11 protein-coding genes are annotated in these 16,179 nt (G+C 65.7%); 3 read left to right on the forward strand and 8 right to left on the reverse strand.

Going from position 1 to position 16,179, the window contains the following annotated elements; all coding sequences use genetic code 11:
• The first annotated feature begins 157 nt into the window (after window positions 1-157).
• Together Q9316_RS16200 and Q9316_RS16205 are read left to right on the forward strand one after the other, a co-directional pair.
• Window positions 158-1,000, forward strand: a complete 843-nt coding sequence (locus tag Q9316_RS16200) for a MurR/RpiR family transcriptional regulator (RefSeq protein WP_306032605.1) — start codon at window positions 158-160, stop codon at window positions 998-1,000.
• 128 nt (window positions 1,001-1,128) lie between these two features.
• Window positions 1,129-2,409, forward strand: coding sequence for a glycosyltransferase family 4 protein (locus tag Q9316_RS16205; protein ID WP_306032606.1), 1,281 nt, complete (start codon window positions 1,129-1,131; stop codon window positions 2,407-2,409).
• Between the two features lie 71 nt (window positions 2,410-2,480).
• Here the strand turns inward: Q9316_RS16205 and Q9316_RS16210 are convergent, their stop codons facing one another.
• The 8 genes from Q9316_RS16210 to Q9316_RS16245 form a co-directional block, all read right to left on the reverse strand.
• Window positions 2,481-4,280, reverse strand: coding sequence for an NAD(P)/FAD-dependent oxidoreductase (locus tag Q9316_RS16210; RefSeq protein ID WP_306032607.1), 1,800 nt, complete (start codon window positions 4,278-4,280; stop codon window positions 2,481-2,483).
• Between the two features lie 151 nt (window positions 4,281-4,431).
• A complete protein-coding gene (locus Q9316_RS16215) occupies window positions 4,432-6,300 on the reverse strand; it encodes a sigma-54-dependent Fis family transcriptional regulator (RefSeq protein ID WP_306032608.1) in 1,869 nt (622 codons plus the stop codon).
• A gap of 67 nt (window positions 6,301-6,367) precedes the next feature.
• A complete protein-coding gene (locus Q9316_RS16220) occupies window positions 6,368-7,846 on the reverse strand; it encodes an amidohydrolase family protein (RefSeq protein ID WP_306032609.1) in 1,479 nt (492 codons plus the stop codon).
• Between the two features lie 33 nt (window positions 7,847-7,879).
• Window positions 7,880-9,322: an amidohydrolase family protein gene (locus Q9316_RS16225; protein ID WP_306032610.1), complete on the reverse strand. Its 1,443-nt coding sequence runs from the start codon at window positions 9,320-9,322 to the stop codon at window positions 7,880-7,882.
• Between the two features lie 22 nt (window positions 9,323-9,344).
• Window positions 9,345-11,057: a dipeptide ABC transporter ATP-binding protein gene (locus tag Q9316_RS16230; protein WP_306032611.1), complete on the reverse strand. Its 1,713-nt coding sequence runs from the start codon at window positions 11,055-11,057 to the stop codon at window positions 9,345-9,347.
• A gap of 1 nt (window position 11,058) precedes the next feature.
• The gene (locus tag Q9316_RS16235; protein WP_306032612.1) at window positions 11,059-11,955 is read right to left on the reverse strand and encodes an ABC transporter permease; all 897 of its coding nucleotides are present in this window, start codon (window positions 11,953-11,955) and stop codon (window positions 11,059-11,061) included.
• The gene (locus Q9316_RS16240; protein WP_306032613.1) at window positions 11,955-12,920 is read right to left on the reverse strand and encodes an ABC transporter permease; all 966 of its coding nucleotides are present in this window, start codon (window positions 12,918-12,920) and stop codon (window positions 11,955-11,957) included. Before Q9316_RS16240 ends, Q9316_RS16235 begins: the two co-directional genes overlap by 1 nt.
• Before the next feature lie 153 nt (window positions 12,921-13,073).
• Window positions 13,074-14,648 (reverse strand): ABC transporter substrate-binding protein, encoded by a 1,575-nt coding sequence (locus tag Q9316_RS16245; RefSeq protein ID WP_306032614.1) that lies wholly within the window; start codon window positions 14,646-14,648, stop codon window positions 13,074-13,076.
• Window positions 14,649-14,808: 160 nt separating this feature from the next.
• On the opposite strand from Q9316_RS16245, the gene Q9316_RS16250 reads away from it, so the two are divergent.
• Window positions 14,809-16,176 carry an amidohydrolase family protein gene (locus Q9316_RS16250; RefSeq protein WP_306032615.1) on the forward strand — a complete coding sequence of 456 codons (1,368 nt, stop codon included), beginning with the start codon at window positions 14,809-14,811 and terminating at the stop codon, window positions 16,174-16,176.
• The last annotated feature ends 3 nt before the right edge of the window (window positions 16,177-16,179 follow it).

Raw genomic sequence — 16,179 nt, forward strand, 5'->3', positions numbered from 1 at the left:
CCTCCTCTTTGGCCTCAGTATGAAAATCAATTTTCACATACTACATATAAGAAATCATTTTTTCAATACGCTTGTCGACGGGGCCGGCGGTCGTGTTCTTGCGAAGTGCGACAAGTCCGTTACAAGCTTGATTTCACGATGGAAGACGGTGGGTCAGATGGGTTCTACGGATCGTTCGTTTCTGTTTCGCGTGCGCGATGCGCTGGACGGCCTGCATCCGGCCGAGCGGCGGCTCGGCGAATTCGTCTGCGACTTTCCGGGCGAGCTCGCCAGCTACTCCGCCTCGGAGCTCGCGAAGCTTGCCCAGGTGTCGAATGCGACGGTCACCCGGTTCGTGCGCCGGCTCGGCTACGAGAGCTACGAGGAGGCGCGCCGCCACGCCCGCGACGAGCGGCAGACGGGCTCGCGCCTGTTCCTCTCGACATCCGCGGACGCCGCCGCGGCTCAATCGGTGGGCGCGCATGTCGCCCAGGGCATCGCCAATCTCGAAGGCACGTTCTCCGCCATCACGGACACGCAGGTCGATGAGGTCGCCGACGCCATCCTCGGCGCCCGCAAGACCTGGGTACTCGGTTTCCGCAGCAGCCACGCCTTTGCCGACTACCTGCAATGGCAGATGACGCAGGTCGTGGAAAATATCGTCGCCATCCCCGCTGCCGGGCAGACGCTCGGCGAACATCTGGTGAGCGTGACGAATCAAGACGTCGCGGTCGTCTTCGGCCTGCGCCGGCGCGTGGCGCAGATGGAGACCATTCTTTCCGCGATCGAGAAGAGCGGTGCCCGGCTGCTCTATCTCACGGACGAAGGCGTCACCCATCGGGCGTCCGCCACCTGGCACTTTCGCTGTCAGACCCTCGCGCCGGGCCCCCTCTTCAATCACGTTTCCGTGATGGCGGTCTGTCACCTGATCACCACGCGTGCCATCGAGCGGGCCGGCGCCACCGGGCGGACACGCCTGCGCGGCATCGAGCGGTTCGGCGACACGCTGGAAGAGCTGTGACGCCATTTCACCCACTTTTGGTCGAAAACGGCGGCGACAGGAAACCTTTTGGAAAACCAAGGACGCTATTGTTGAGTATGACGGTTAGCTAAAACCGAATCTGCCAACTGGAGTGTCGATAACCAGCAATGCCGCCGATATCCCGGGTCGTCCTCATCAACGACTTTTCAATCGCACGCGGCGGTGCGACGACGCTCGTGCTCTTGCTGCTCCGGCTTTTGCGATCCCGCGGCATTCCCGTCACCATGATCGTTGGCGACGAGGGCGACAGCCCCCTGTTCGAGGAACTCGGCGTCGACCTCGTGAAACTCAGGCAGAAGGCGCTTCTGGGCGGCAATCCGTTCCGGACGGCGATCAGCGGCGTGGACAACCGCTCGGCCAGCGCCCTCGTTTCCGACTGGATCGCCAGGAACGACACGCCCGGCACGGTGTACCACGTCCATGTCTGGTCGCAGATCCTCTCGCCCGCGATCTTCGTGCCCCTGCGCAAGGTTGCCGAGCGCACCGCGATCCACGCCCACGACTTTTTCCATGCCTGTCCCAACGGCGCCTATATGGACTACCGGCGGGAAGAGCGGTGCCGGCGCGTGCCTCTCGGGCTGAGCTGCCTTGCGACGAATTGCGACCGGCGCGCCTATGCGCACAAGCTCTGGCGCGCGACGCGCGAGGCGAGGCTCTATGCCGCGATGGGCAGGGACGTGCCGTGGGGGAAGATCGTCCTCATCCATGAAAAGATGATCGAAGGCTTCAACCGTGCCGGCTACGCGGCGCGGCTTCTCCAGGCGGTGCGAAATCCCGCCCTGCCCTTCGTCCCCGAGCGGATCGCCGCCGAGCAGAACCGGAGTTTCTTCTTCATCGGCCGCCTCGAGCAGGAAAAGGGCGCGCAGGATGCATTGGCCGCCGCGCGGCTGGCGGGCGTGCCGCTGGAGATCATCGGCGACGGGCCGATGCGCGCGGAACTTCAAGCGCAATATCCGGAAATGACATTCCACGGCTGGCGCGAGCAGCAGGAAATCGGCGCGTTGATCGGCCATGCCCGCGCGCTGGTCATTCCCTCGCGCCTTCCCGAGCCATTCGGCCTGGTGGCGGCGGAAGCGGCGGGCAGCGGCGTGCCGCTCGTCCTGACGGAAATGGCGTTCCTCGCTGACGAGGTGGTCGAGCGCGGCATGGGCGTCGCCTGCAACACGCAGGACAACGCCGCCTTCGCCGAAGCCCTGCGCACCATGGCCGCCATGCCTACCGAGGACATGCGCCGCATGAGCGAGAAGGCCTTCGCCAACGGAATGAAGCTCGCCAACACCCAGTCGGACTGGGCCGACGCGCTTCTTGATATATACGAGGGCCTGCTCGGAAATCCCTCTTCCGCCACCCAGCCCGCCGGCGCGCAGCGCAGCTTCATGCTGGCGTGAATTGAATGCCGGAAACCGCCCGCAAGCGAAAAAAGCGGGCAACGTTTCCGCTGCCCGCTCGAGGTGCCGGTCTATTTCCGGTGATGAACCGGTTGGAGGCCGTAGACCGGCGTGGGGAGGCCTTCCAGGCGCGCCTTCAACTGGAGCGACAGATACTGCGAATAGTGGCGTGACTGATGCAGGTTGCCGCCGTGGAACCACAGGGCTTCCTGCTGCGTCGGCTTCCACATATTGCGCTGCTCGCCCTCCCAGGGACCCGGATCCTTCGGCGTATCGGAGCCGAGGCCCCAGACCTTGCCGACCCTATCGGCCGTTTCCTGGTCGATGAGGTCGGCGACCCAGCCGTTCATCGAGCCGTAGCCTGTCGCGTAGACGATGACGTCGGCGGGGATCTCCCGGCCGCCGGAGAGCTTTACCGAATTCTCCGTGATCTCCTCGACCTGGCCGGCGGCGAGCTTGACCTTGCCGTCGATGATGAGCTGCGAGGCGCCGATATCGATGTAGTAGCCGGAGCCGCGGCGCAGATACTTCATGAAGAGGCCGGAGCCATCCGCGCCCCAGTCGAGCTGGAAGCCGGCTTTTTCCAGCGCCGCATAGAAGTCCGCGTCGCGCTCGCGCATCTTGTCGTAGAGCGGGATCTGGAACTCGTGCATGATCCGGTAGGGCAGCGAGGCGAAGATGAGGTCGGCCTTGGCCGTCGTCACGCCGTTCGCCAGCGCCTGTTCCGAATAGAGCGAGCCGAGCCCGATATCCATCAGCGTGTCGGACCTGACGATATGGGTCGTCGAACGTTGGATCATGGTGACGTCGACGCCGGCTTCATGAAGCGCGGCGCAGATGTCGTGCGCCGAGTTGTTCGAGCCGACGACGACAACCTTCTTGCCCTTGTAGCCGTCCGGTCCCGGATGCTGCGAGGAATGGTACTGCTCACCCTTGAAGCGCTCGCGGCCCTTGAAGTCCGGAATGTTCGCCTTGCCGGACATGCCGGTCGCGAAGACGAGCTGTTTCGGGCGGAGCACGACCTCCTCGCCGTCGCGATCGACGACGATGGTCCACTCCTTCGTCGCCTCGTCCCATTTGGCGGATTTCGCGGTGGAGCGGGTCCAGTAGTTCAGCTCCATGACCTTCGTGTAGAATTCCAGCCAGTCGCCGATCTTGTCCTTCGGTGCGAAGACCGGCCAGTTCTTCGGAAAATCGATATAGGGCAGATGGTCGTACCAGACGGGATCGTGCAGGCAGAGCGACTTGTAGCGCTTGCGCCAGCTATCGCCCGGCCGGTCGTTCTTTTCGAGGATGATGGTCGGCACGCCGAGCTGGCGCAACCGGGCGCCGAGCGCGATGCCGCCCTGCCCGCCGCCGATGATGACGACATAGGGCTGCTTCTCGTAGCCGAGCGTGCGCTCCTCTTCTTCGCGCTCCTCCTTCCAGGTCTTCGCGCCGAGATTCTGTCCATGCTTTGCGCCGAGCGGGCGGGTGAAGCCGGATTTCTCCTCGTGGCCCTTGAGTTCCGAAAGCACGGTCAACAGCGTCCAGATCAGTCCGTTCTTGAAGCGCACGAGGCCATAACCGCGCCCGGTCGCCGTCTCGAAGGTGATCCAGCTTTCCAGCACGCCGTCAGCCTCGCTCGCCTCCTCGCCGGCCGCGACGGACCAGTTGGAGGGCTTGGCCGTCGAAAGCTGCGCCTTCAGCATGTCGCGGACCTGATCGCGGCCCTCGACGGTCTTGATGTTCCAGGTAATGGCGACGAGGTCGCGCCAGTAGCATTCCCCGGCGAAGAGGTTTGCAGCATCGTCTATGTTTCCGGCTTCAAGGGCGGCGCCGAACGTGTCGAGAAGCGCCTGGACGCGGGTGGTGGGGGTCTTGTCGAGCATGGTTTCTCCTCCTGCTATCTCCCGGCAGGAAAGCAGCAAGCGGCGTGCCAGATTGGCCTTCTTGTTATTTATCAAATACTTATGATAGGGGAGATGCCGTTGCGCAAGCGAATGCAACAGGTGGCGTGCAACAGGTGTTGCAGGTGCCGCGTCAGTTGAGGCGCTTGAGGCGGCGATGGATGGTGGAGCGGTTGACGCCGAGCTTTCGGGCGAGCGCCGAGACATTGTTGCCGCAATCGTCGAGTGCCCGGCGCAAGGCGTCGTCGTCGGAGGCGGTCGCGTCCGGTTCGGCGAAGAGATGGTCCGGCAGGCAATCGAGGCCGATGACGCCGCCTTCCGAAAGGGCTGCCGCAACGCGCAGGACATTGGAGAGCTCCCGCAGGTTACCCGGCCAGCCATGGGCAAGCAGCGCCGCCCGCGCCGCGCCGTCGAGGCGATAGGCCTCGCCGTTTTCCTTCTCGATGCGGCCGAGGACCTGGTCGACCAGCCAGCCGAGATCTTCTCTTTCGCGCAGCGCCGGCAAGGCGAGCGTCGCGGCATTGAGGCGATAGTAGAGATCCTGCCGGAACCGGCCCTCCTTCACGAGTTCCGCAAGGTCGCGGTGCGAGGCCGACAGCACCCGGAGACGAACCGCCCGCGCCTTCAGCGCGCCGACCGGCTGCACCTCGTTTTCCGAGAGGACACGCAGCAGCCGGCTTTGCAGGGCGAGCGGCATGTCGCCGATCTCGTCGAGGAACAGCGTGCCGCCGTTCGCTTCCTCGATCAGACCGCGCTTGCCCTTCTGGCTGGCACCGGTGAAGGCGCCGGGCGCATAGCCGAAGAGTTCGGATTCGATGAGATGTTCGGGAATGGCCGCACAGTTGACCGCGACGAAACTGCCGCCGCCACCGCAACTGTCATGGATCGCCCGCGCCAGGAACTCCTTGCCGCTGCCCGTCTCGCCCTGGATGAGAATCGGGATGTCGCGCGCCGAAAGTTTCGCCGCGCGGGCCTGAACCCTTTCCATCGCCGCATCGCCATGGCTGAGATCACGCAGCGCCCGCGGCAGGCGCGCCGCCGGAACGGCAGGAGAGCGAAGGTTGACGGCGGGCGCGACGGCGCTGGCGAAGAGCACCAGCCCATTGCGCGCCCGAAGCAGCCGCTCGCCGTTCGGCCGGCCGCGCATGAAGCGCGGCAGGTCGTCGACATCGATGTCGAAAACCTGCGAGACCTGCTGGCCGAGGAAATCGCGCGTGGCAAGGCCATTGAGGTTCATCGCGCGGGCAAGCGCCCCGAAACCGCCATGGGTCATGCCGGTGATGCGACCGCTGCCGTCGAGCGCGATGGCGGCGTCGGGATCGACATCGAGGAATTCCGGCGAGCGCGCAAGGCGCAGCACCCAGTCGTTGCGGGTGCGGGTCATCAGGTTGGCGAGCTCGATGCGCCGCGCGGTGGAAGCGACGAGATGCAGCGCCAGTTGCTGGCTGGTCTTCACCGTCGGCGAGCGGAGCTGCGAGATGTCGAGCACGGCGGTGAGGTCCCCCAGCGTGTCGAAGACCGGCGCGGCGGTGCAGGTGAGCCCGATATGGCTGGTATCGAAATGATCGTCCTGATGGATGATGACCGGCTCGCCGGAGACCATGCAGGCCCCGACCGCGCAGGTGCCCGCCCGGTTCTCCGACCATTCCGAGCCGAGATAGAGCCCGGCCCGGCGCAACTGGTTGTCGAAAGTCGGGTCACCCATGAAATCGACGGTGACGCCGCGCGCATCGGAAAGCAGCAAGACATAGTTCTGCCCGGCCACCTGGTTGAACAGCGCCTCCAGGCCCGAGCGGCCGATGCGGATCAGTTCCTCGGCCTGCTCGCGATGCTCGCGTAGCTTGAGTTCCGGAACGATATAGGCTTCCTGCGCAACCGTCGGGTCAAGCTTGTAGTCGTTGAGGCAGCGCAGCCAGGATTTTATGACCGGCGCATCGCGCGGGCTGACCGCGCCCATGCCGACGCGTTCGATCTCCTGTATGTGCGACAGCGTCGACACCATCCAGACATCCTCCCGCGCGCATCGTCGCACAGGACGCGCCGTCCGACAATCGCTTTGCGCTCAGCCCTTAGTCGGCCTTCCAGTGCGGATAGGTCGGCGGGAACATGGTTTCCAGAGCAGGATGACCCCAGGTGCGCTCGGGATATTTCGCGACAAGCCCGTCGAACTGCGCCTGCGCCTCTCTGCGGGCCGCCTTGATGTCAATGCCGGCCACCTCGCCGTCGCGCATGGAAAGCCGCCCGTCGACGAAGACGGCGCGCGTCACCCGGCCGCTCGCGCCGAAGATCAGCGACTGGACCGGATCGACGGTCGGTGCGAAGCGCGGATCGGAAAGGTCGAAGATGGCGATGTCGGCTTTCGAGCCCGGTTGCAGGCGGCCGATATCCGTGCGGCCGAGCGCATCGGCGCCGCCGAGCGTGGCGGCATCGAAGACTTCGGCCGTCGACAGCCCCTCCTCGCCCGCGGCGATGCGGCCGGTCATCAAGGCGACGGCCATGTTCAGCACCATGTCCGGCGGCGTCGTATCCGTACCCATGCCGATGCGGATGCCGAGATCGCGGCAGCGGCGGAAGGAATTGAGATATTCGCCGCCGCGGGCATAGACCAGCGGGCAATGGGCGATGGTCACGCCATGTTTTGCGTAGAGGTCGAGGTCTTCCGGCTCGGCCTGCACGGCATGCGGCGCGATCAGCCGTTCGTTGAGCAGGCCGTGGCTGGCCATCCATTGCGGCGCGGTCGTGCCGTGCAGGCGGGCAACGGTCTGCCGCTCCATCTTGCCCTGCGCCATGTGCAGGCGCACCGGCAGGCCCATTTCGGCCGATGCCGCCATGGTGCGCTGGAGAAGGGCGAGCGTCGAGGTCTCCACCCGGTCGGGCGCGAGCATGCCCTGCACCAGCCCCTCGTGGCGGCCGGCGATGCGGCCGGCAAAAGCGATGGCGTCCTGCAGCCCCTTGAGGCCGCGGGCCTCGTCGAAGACCGGCTCCAATTGGCCCGGTGCCTCGCAGACCATGCCACCGGAGCGATAGGCCGGGCCGAGCCAGACGCGCAGGCCAAGATCGCCCGCGGCATCCGCCGCGCCCTCGAATTCGGCGACGGTTTCCGCCCATTCGCGATAGAACAGCGACGCGATGGGCAGCGCGGAGGTGATGCCGTTCAAAAGCAGCTGGGCGAAGGCGAAGCGCTTCTGGAAGATGAGCTGCTCCGGCGTGTACATCTCGTAGGGGCCGCGATCGACATAACTGCGCGGCCAGACGCGGCCCGTCGCCCAGCCGGGACCGTAGTCGATGGTGAGCACGGTGGTGTCGAGGTCCGAGAGCGCATCGAGATCGACGAAGCCGGGCGAGACCAGCATGTCGCCAAGCTCGATGCGGCGCGCCACCTCGCCGGGAAAGCGCGGGCCGACATAGATGACCTCCCGCCCCTCGATGACGATTTCGCCGTCGGTGAGCAGCCGGTGGCGACCGTTTTCATGGGCGACGATCCAGCGGGCGGAAAGTGTGGTGCGGCCTTCCGGGCGGCGGCCGAGGGCGAGGTCTGCAAGGGTCATGGCTCTATCCATTCTTGGCAATCGGATGTCGGTCTATTCGATGAGGTCGAGGTCGCGGCTGTGGCCCCAGAACATGCGCGGCGTTTCCAGCGCGTAGCGCAGGCCAAGCCGGTCGATCATCAGGTCCGCCTCGCGCTGGGCGGCGTCCAGCACCGCATCCTGGTTGACATGAAGCGGCGTGCGATCGCGCATCAGCACCTTGCCGCCGACGAGCACGGTATGCACGTCGTTGCCGTTGGCGAAACAGGTGACGCGGAACTCCGGCATATGCGCCGGGTAGAGATGCGGCCGGCGCAGGTCGACGAGGATGACATCGGCCTTCTTGCCCGGCTCCAGCGAGCCGATCTCGGCATCGAGGCCAAGCACCCGGGCGGCGTCGATGGTGCACATTTCCAGCGCCTTGCCGGGCGGCAGCCAGCTCGGATCGTGGAAATGGGTGCGGTGGTAGTGCATGCATTGCTGCATGTGGCGGAACATGTCGGCCGAGCGGTCCGGGGCGGTCGCATCCGAACCGATGACGACGGTGACGCCGGCATCGATGAGCTCCGTCACCGGGCAGCGCGCGAGAATGGCGGCGACGGCGCTCGGATTGTGCACGATGGTCGTGCCGGTCTCCGCGCAGATCGCGATCTCATCCTCGTCCAGCCCCGTCGCGTGGGAGAGCAGCGTGCGCGGGCCGAGAATGCCGATCTCATGCGCGATGCGCACGCTGCCGCGGCTATGGCCGTCCTGCGTGAAGACCAAGTCGCGCTCCTCGGCGAACTGCTTGATCGCGCGCGACTGGGCGACGGCCTCTTCCGCACCAGCGGCCTCCCGATAGCCGCGATGCAGCGTCGGCGTCAGCAGGGCGACATGCAGCCGGCCGTCATGGCTGGCGTGCCAGCGGTCGATCAGCGTCCTGCAGGTGGCGAACTGCTGCTCGAAGGTGACAGGATAATCGGTGCGTGTCTCGCCGTTCCAGCGGGCATAGGTCAGCGGATGCGGTGGGCGCGTGGTGCCGACGGCGACCACCGAGCGGGTGCCGATGCCGAGCACGCCTTCCATATGCGCATCGCCATAGACGGGCTCGTCGGTACGCATGACGGAATCGCCGCCGCCGAGCAGCGAAACCCCCGTCGTGACGCCGAAGCGCAGCCGCTCCAGCGCGGCAAGCTGCGCCTCGGCAAACCAGAAGTCCGGCGTGGAGCCGACCGTATAGGCGCCGCGGCAGGCCTGATACCAGGGATCGCTCTTGCCGCCGCCGAGCGTCTTGATCAGACCATGGCCGGCATGGGCGTGGGCATCGACGAAGCCGGGCATGATCGCCATCCCGCGCGCGTCGATCACTTCGCCCGCCGGATGGGCCGCTTCCACCTCCGCTGTCGGTCCTACGGCGACGATCCGCTCGCCGGTGATGGCCACCGCCCCGTCGGCGATGATCCGGCGCGCCGGGTCGATGGCGATGACGGTGCCGTTCTTGATGAGGATGTCGGCCATGCGGGGTCTCCGGTCTGTCAGGTCATTCCGCGGCGCTCTGCCGCGAAAGGATACGGTCGAGCGAGGGTGCAAGGCGCAGCAGTTCCTTTGTGTAGTCGTGCTTCGGCGCCGTGAACAGCATCTCGGTCTCGGCGAGTTCGACGATCTCGCCCGACTTCATCACCGCGATGCGATCGCACATCTGACGGATCACCGCGAGATCGTGGCTGATGAACAGCATGGAAAGGCCGGCAAGATCGCGCAGATCCTTCAGGAGATTGAGAAGCTGCGCCTGTACCGACACATCGAGCGCCGAGGTCGGCTCGTCGCAGATGAGCAGCGACGGGCGCGGGCCAAGGGCGCGGGCGATGGCGATGCGCTGGCGCTGGCCGCCGGAAAAGGCATGCGAGAAGCGCGAGCCTGCATCCGCCGGCAGGCCGACGGCTTCAAGCAGCGTCTTCGCGTCCTGCCGCGCCTCCTCCGCATTGGAGGCGAGCTTGTAGAACAGGATCGGCTCGGCGATGGCGGAATTGATGCGCAGGCGCGGATTGAGCGCCGAATAGGGGTCCTGGAACACCATCTGTAGCGATTGGCGAACGGATTTCTCGCGCTTGGCGCCGAGCGCCGTGCCCTGGAAATCGATGGTGCCGGAGCTCTGGGTGACGAGGCCCGCAATGGTGTTGGCGACGGTGGTCTTGCCGCAGCCGGATTCCCCGACGAGGCCGAAGATCTCGCCGCGGCGGACGTCGAAGGAAACACCCTTGACCGCCCTGAAGACGGAGGCCTTGCGGCCGGGGATCAGCGAGCGGCCGCCATATTCCACCGCAAGGTCGCGCACGGAAAGCACCACGTCGTCCTTGCTGCCGATCTCGGTTTTTGTGCCCTTGCGGCGCACGTTCGCGCGGGCGTCGAGCGTCACCTGCGTTTCCTCGCTCGGCACCGGCAGGCGCTCCAGCCGTGTTTCGATCGGTGGCACGGCGGCGATCAGGGTGCAGGCATAGGGGGCCTTCGGATCGGTCAGCACCTCCCGCGCCGAGCCGCTCTCCACCACCGCGCCGTTCTGCATGATGGTGACGCGGTCGGCGATCTCGGCGACGACGCCCATATTATGCGTGACGAGCAGCACGCCGACGCCGCGTTCGTTCGCAAGGTCGCGGATCAGCTTGAGGATCTGCGCCTGGACGGAGACGTCGAGCGCCGTCGTCGGCTCGTCGGCGACGATGAGCTGCGGATTGCAGGCAAGCGCGGTGGCGATGACGACGCGCTGGCGCTGGCCGCCGGAGAGCTGGTGCGGATAGGAGCCGAGCCGGCGCTCCGGCTCGGGAATGCCGACGGCCTTCATCAGCTCCAGCGCACGCGCCCTCGCCTCCTTCGAGGAGAGCTTCAGATGCGCGAGCATGCCTTCGCAGAGTTGGCTTTCCACGGTGAAGAGCGGGTTGAGGCTCGTCATCGGGTCCTGGAAGATCGCGCCGACATCGCGGCCGGGCACGATGCTCTCGGTGCGGCCGGTGCGAAGATCGATCGGCTTGCCGGCAATCTCGATGGAGCCGGAGACGATCTTGCCGGGGGCCTGCAACAGGCCCATCAGCGCATTGCCGACCGTGGTCTTGCCGGCGCCGGATTCGCCGACGAGGGCGTGGATCTCGCCGGGACGGATGAGGAGGTCGATATCCTTGACGGCGACGAGCGTATCGCCGTTCGCCAGCGGATATTCGACGCGCAGCTTCCTGATATCGAGAACGGGGGTCTTGCTCATCTCAGCGGGCCATCAGTTTCGGGTTGAAGCGGTCGCGCAGATAGTCGCCGATCACGTTGACGGCGAGCACGAGGACGACCAGCACTGCCGCCGGCATGACGGCGATCCACCAGAGGCCGGAGAACAGGAACTGGTTGCCGATGCGGATCAGCGTGCCGAGCGAGGGATAGGTCGGCGGCATGCCGGCGCCGAGGAAGGAGAGCGTCGCTTCCGTCAGGATCGCGCCGGCAAGGTTGATGGTGGCGATGACCATGACCGAGCTCATGACGTTCGGCAGGATATGCCGGCCCATGATGCGGCCGGAGGGCAGGCCGATCACCTTGGCGGCGCGCACATAGTCGCGCGCGACCTCCACCATGGTCGAGGCGCGCACGGTGCGGGCATATTGCACCCATTCATTGACGGCGATGGAGAAGATGAGGACCAGCGGCGCCCAGGTGAGCATCGTGTCGGCGCTGAGCTGCGCGCGGGCAATGCCGCTGATCAGCAAGGCGACGAGGATGGTCGGGAAGCTGACGAGCACGTCGGCGATGCGCATGACGATGCCATCGACAAGGCCGCCGAAGAAGCCGGCGACGAGGCCGAGCACGACGCCGAGCGCGGCGGCGAAGAGCACCGCGCCGAGGCCGATGACGACGGAGATGCGCAGGCCGAACAGGATGACCGAGACGAGGTCGCGGCCCTGGTTGTCGGTGCCGAGCAGGAAGCGCGGGTCGCCGCCCTCCATGAAGGCCGGCGGGATTTCCATGTCGATCAGCGAAAAGGAAGAGACGTCGCGCGGGTCCATCGGCGCGATCAGCGGCGCGAAGACGACGAGCACGAGCATGATGGCGAGCACCAGGCCGGCGATCATCACGGAAACCGGCGGAAGCCGGCGCATCAGGGATTGCGTGGCCATTATCGTGTCCTCAGACGGGGATCGATGAAAGTGTAGAGAATGTCGACGATCATGTTGATCATGACGAAGAGGAAGCCGACGAAGAGCAGATAGGCGGCCAGCACCGGCACGTCGGGATAGCCGACGGCATTGGTGAACAGCAGGCCCATGCCCGGCCACTGGAACACCGTCTCGGTGACGATGGCGAACGCGATGAGCTGGCCGATCTGCAGGCCGGTGACGGTGACGACCGGCATCAGCGCATTGCGCAGCGCCAGCCGCCCGTAGATATAGCGGCGCGGCAGGCCGCGGGCGAAGGCGAAGCGGATATAATCCGACGACAGCACGTCGATCATCTCCGAGCGCACGAGCCGCATGATCAGGGTGAGCTGGAACAGCGCCAGCGTGATGGACGGCAGGATCAGCGATTTCAGGCCGGAGAGCGTCAGGAAGCCCGTTTGCCAGAAGCCGAGATCGACCAGGTCACCGCGCCCCGACGAGGGCAGCCAGCGCAAGTTGACCGCGAAGACGAGGATCAGCAGCAGGCCGGTGACGAAGGTGGGTATGGAAATGCCGATGAGCGTCGTCGCCTGGGTGAGGCGCGAGAGGAAGGAGTTCGGCTTGAGCGCGCAGAGCACGCCGAGCGGAATGCCGACGGCGAGCGCCAGGACGGTGGCGACGATGACCAGCTCGAGCGTAGCCGGAAGACGGCTCATGAGCAGGCTGACCACCGGCTGCTGATAGCGGAAGCTCGTGCCGAGATCGCCCGTCACGACGTTGCCGACGAAATCGACGAACTGCGTCAGGATCGGCTTGTCGAGGCCGAGCGCCACGCGCAGCGCATCCTTTTCCGCCTGCGTCGCGCCTTCGCGCACCATGGAGGCGATGGGATCGCCGACGAAGCGGAACATGACGAAGGCGATGGCCGTCACCGCGATCATCACGAGGATGGCCTGAAGCAGCCGCACCGAGAAAAGTCTGAGCATCGGAATAGTCCTTGCGCGGGAGATCGAGCCCGAAGGGGCGGAAACCGGGCCGTTGCGCTCCCGCGTTCTCCTCGCCGTCGAGGGTCGGGGCCGGTTTGCCAGGCGGCCCCGGCCTGCTTTCGCCTGCCGGGACCGCCGCTCGGGAGAAACCCGTTACTGGTTGACCTTCGCGAACCAGGGACGAACGTATTCGTCCGGGAACTGCGGAATATCGACCTTGTTGCTCATCGCCCAGGCGACCGGCTGCTGGTGCAGCGGAATGAACAGCGCCTCGTCATGGGTGATGCGGAAGGCTTCCTTCAGCATGTCGACGCGCTTGGCCTCGTCGAGCTCGACCGCCGCCGAGCGGGCGAGCGCATCGATGCGCGGATCGGACAGGCCGTTCGGGTTGCTGCCGCCATAGGTGCCGTCATTGGTGGCGAGCAGCGCCTGGAGCACGCTGAAGCCATCCATCGGCGGCAGCGAGGCCCAGCCGAGCATGTAGACGTCGAGTTCGCCATTATCCATGCGCGGGAAATAGGTCGTCTTGCTTTCGACGCCGAGATCGACCTGAACGCCGATCTTCGCCCACATGGAGGAGATCGCAAGGCAGATCTGCTCGTCGGCGATGTAGCGGTCGTTCGAGCAGGAAAGGCCCGTCTTGAAGCCGTCGGGATAGCCGGCTTCCGCCAGCAGCGCCTTCGCCTTGTCGATATCGTAATCCAGCGGCACGTCGATCGCGTCGTCATGGCCGGTGACGGCAGGGGCGACCAGCATGGCCGCGACGCGCGACTTGCCGCGCATCAGCCGTTTCTGGATCGTGTTGAGGTCGATGGCGTGCCAGAGCGCCTGGCGCACCTTCACGTTCAGCATCGGATTGGCGACGCCGGGAGCCGCGTGCAGTTCCTTCTTGAAGTTGAGCGCCAGCATGATCGTGCGCAGCGACGGGTTTTCGACGACCTTCAGCCCGTCGGTGGAAGCGATGCGGTCGACGTCCTGCAGCGGCACGGGCGCGATCATGTCGACCTCGCCGGAAAGCAGCGCGGCGACGCGTGTGGCGTCGGAGGCGATCGGGCGGAACTCGACTTCCGTCAGGTTATGCTCCGGCTTGTCCCACCAGTCCTTGTTGACCTCGAAGATCGAGCGGGAATCCGGCTCGTAGCTCTTCAGCTTGAAGGGGCCGGTGCCGTTGGCGTGGTTGCTGGCATAGGTGACGACGCCGGTGGCAGTGTTACCAGGCTTCAGCGCGTCGTGCTCCTCCATCCACGGCTTGCTCATGATGTAGATGGCGGCAAGATCGTTGAGGAGCAGCGGATAGGGGCCGCGCAGGATGAGATCGACGGTATAGTCGTCCACCTTCTCGACACCGGTAACGGTGGAAAGGTTTTCACGGTTGCGCGAACCGGGATCGATCTGGCGCTGGATCGTCGCCACCACGTCGTCGGCATTGAAAAGTTGGCCCTCGTGGAACTTCACGCCCTCGCGCAGCTTGAAGCGCCAGCGGGTCGGCTCGACGATTTCCCAGGACGTGGCGAGCGCCGGCTCGAGCTTCAGCTCCTTGTTGCGGCGAACCAGCGGGTCGAAGACCATGTGCTGGACGCTCTGGGTGAAACTGTCGACCTGCGCGTTGGGGTCATAGGAGATGACGTCGCCGGACGCGGACCAGCGGAGCGTTTCGGCAAAGGCCGGGGCGGAGAGCGGCACCAGGACGGCAAGCCCCGCCAACAGGGACTTCAGAGTGGTCTTCACAAGGATTCTCCCGAGTTTGTATGCTTGTTCCCAAAATTTTGCATACGATTATTCTGGATATGACTGTACATAATGTGCGCGCAAGATCAAGATAGGATAATTAGTTTTTGCGCACAGACCGTCCAAAGACAGTATGCAATCCTTGCGGGAGGAAATTTCGATGACGAAGGCCTTGCTGATCGAAAACGGCGTGATCGTCACCATGGATGTCGAGCGGCGCATTCTCGACAGGGGCTACGTGCTGGTGAAGGACGGCCGGATCGCCGCCATCGGCGAAGGCACGCCCACCGCCCCGCCGGAGGTGGAGCGTATCGATGCCGCCGGCATGGTGGTGATGCCCGGCCTGATCGACACGCATGCCCATGCCGGCCACATGCTGACAAAGGGGCTTGGAAGCGATTCCGAGGACTGGATGACCATCACCGGCCGGATCTATGCCGAAGCCACCGACCCGGAATTCTGGGCGGCCGAGGCGGCGCTCTCGGCGGCCGAGCGCATCAAGTGCGGCACGACCACCGCAACCCTCCTCTTCGGCGGCGGGCCGGACATCATGCGCACCGAGGCGCCGGACGCCGCCGAGGCGCATCTTGCCGCCATCACCGAGATGGGCGTGCGCGAGGTGCTGGCCGTCGGCCCCAACCGGCCCGCGGCCGCAAGCGTGTACCGCGCCTACCGGGACGGCGCCCATGAGGAGATCGCGGTTTCACCCGAGGCCCAGCTTTCGGTCAGCGCCGCGCTTATCAACGCCTGGGCGGGCCGCAGCGACCGGGTGCATCTCGCCGTCTCGCTTCCCGTCTTCGATGCAGCCGAGCTGGAGGATCCGGCCGTCCTCGACCTTTCGCGCAAGGCGCGGCAGCTGGCGCGCGACAAGGGCGTACTGCTGGTGCAGGACGGTCACCGCGACGGCTCAATTGCCGCCAACGACGAAAAACTGGCCCTTTTCGACGCCCGCTCGCTGCTTGCCCATTGCGTCGATCTCACCGAGGCGGACCGGGCCGTTCTCAAGCGTACCGGCGCCAAGGTGGCGCACAATCCGAGCGCCATCATGTCCGTCTTCGGCCGCTGCCCGGCGCCGGAGCTGCGGGCCGAGGGCATCACCGTCTCTCTCGGCACGGACGCCGCCGCGCCGGACCGCTCCTTTGACATGTTCCGCAACATGTTCCAGGCGCACCGCTACCACGCACGGCATTTCCGCGACGACGCCGTGCTGCCGCCGTTCGACCTCCTCGAAATGGCGACGATCGAGGGCGCGCGGGCGCTGTCCATGGAGGGCGAGATCGGCTCGCTCGAAACGGGAAAACGCGCCGACATCCTGCTGATCAACATGCGCCAGCCCCATCTCTGGCCGCCGATCGATCCGGTGCAGCGCCTCGCGCGCTTCGCCAATGGCGCTGATGTCGACACGACCATCGTCGGCGGCCGCGTGCTGATGCGCGGGCGCAAGCTCGTCGGCCAGGACGAGGACGCCATCCTCGACCGCGCCGAAAAAGCATTCCGACTGGCGATGCAGCGTGCCGGGCTTGCCTGAGAG

Source organism: Shinella zoogloeoides (assembly GCF_030733845.1).
GTDB lineage: Bacteria > Pseudomonadota > Alphaproteobacteria > Rhizobiales > Rhizobiaceae > Shinella > Shinella zoogloeoides_C.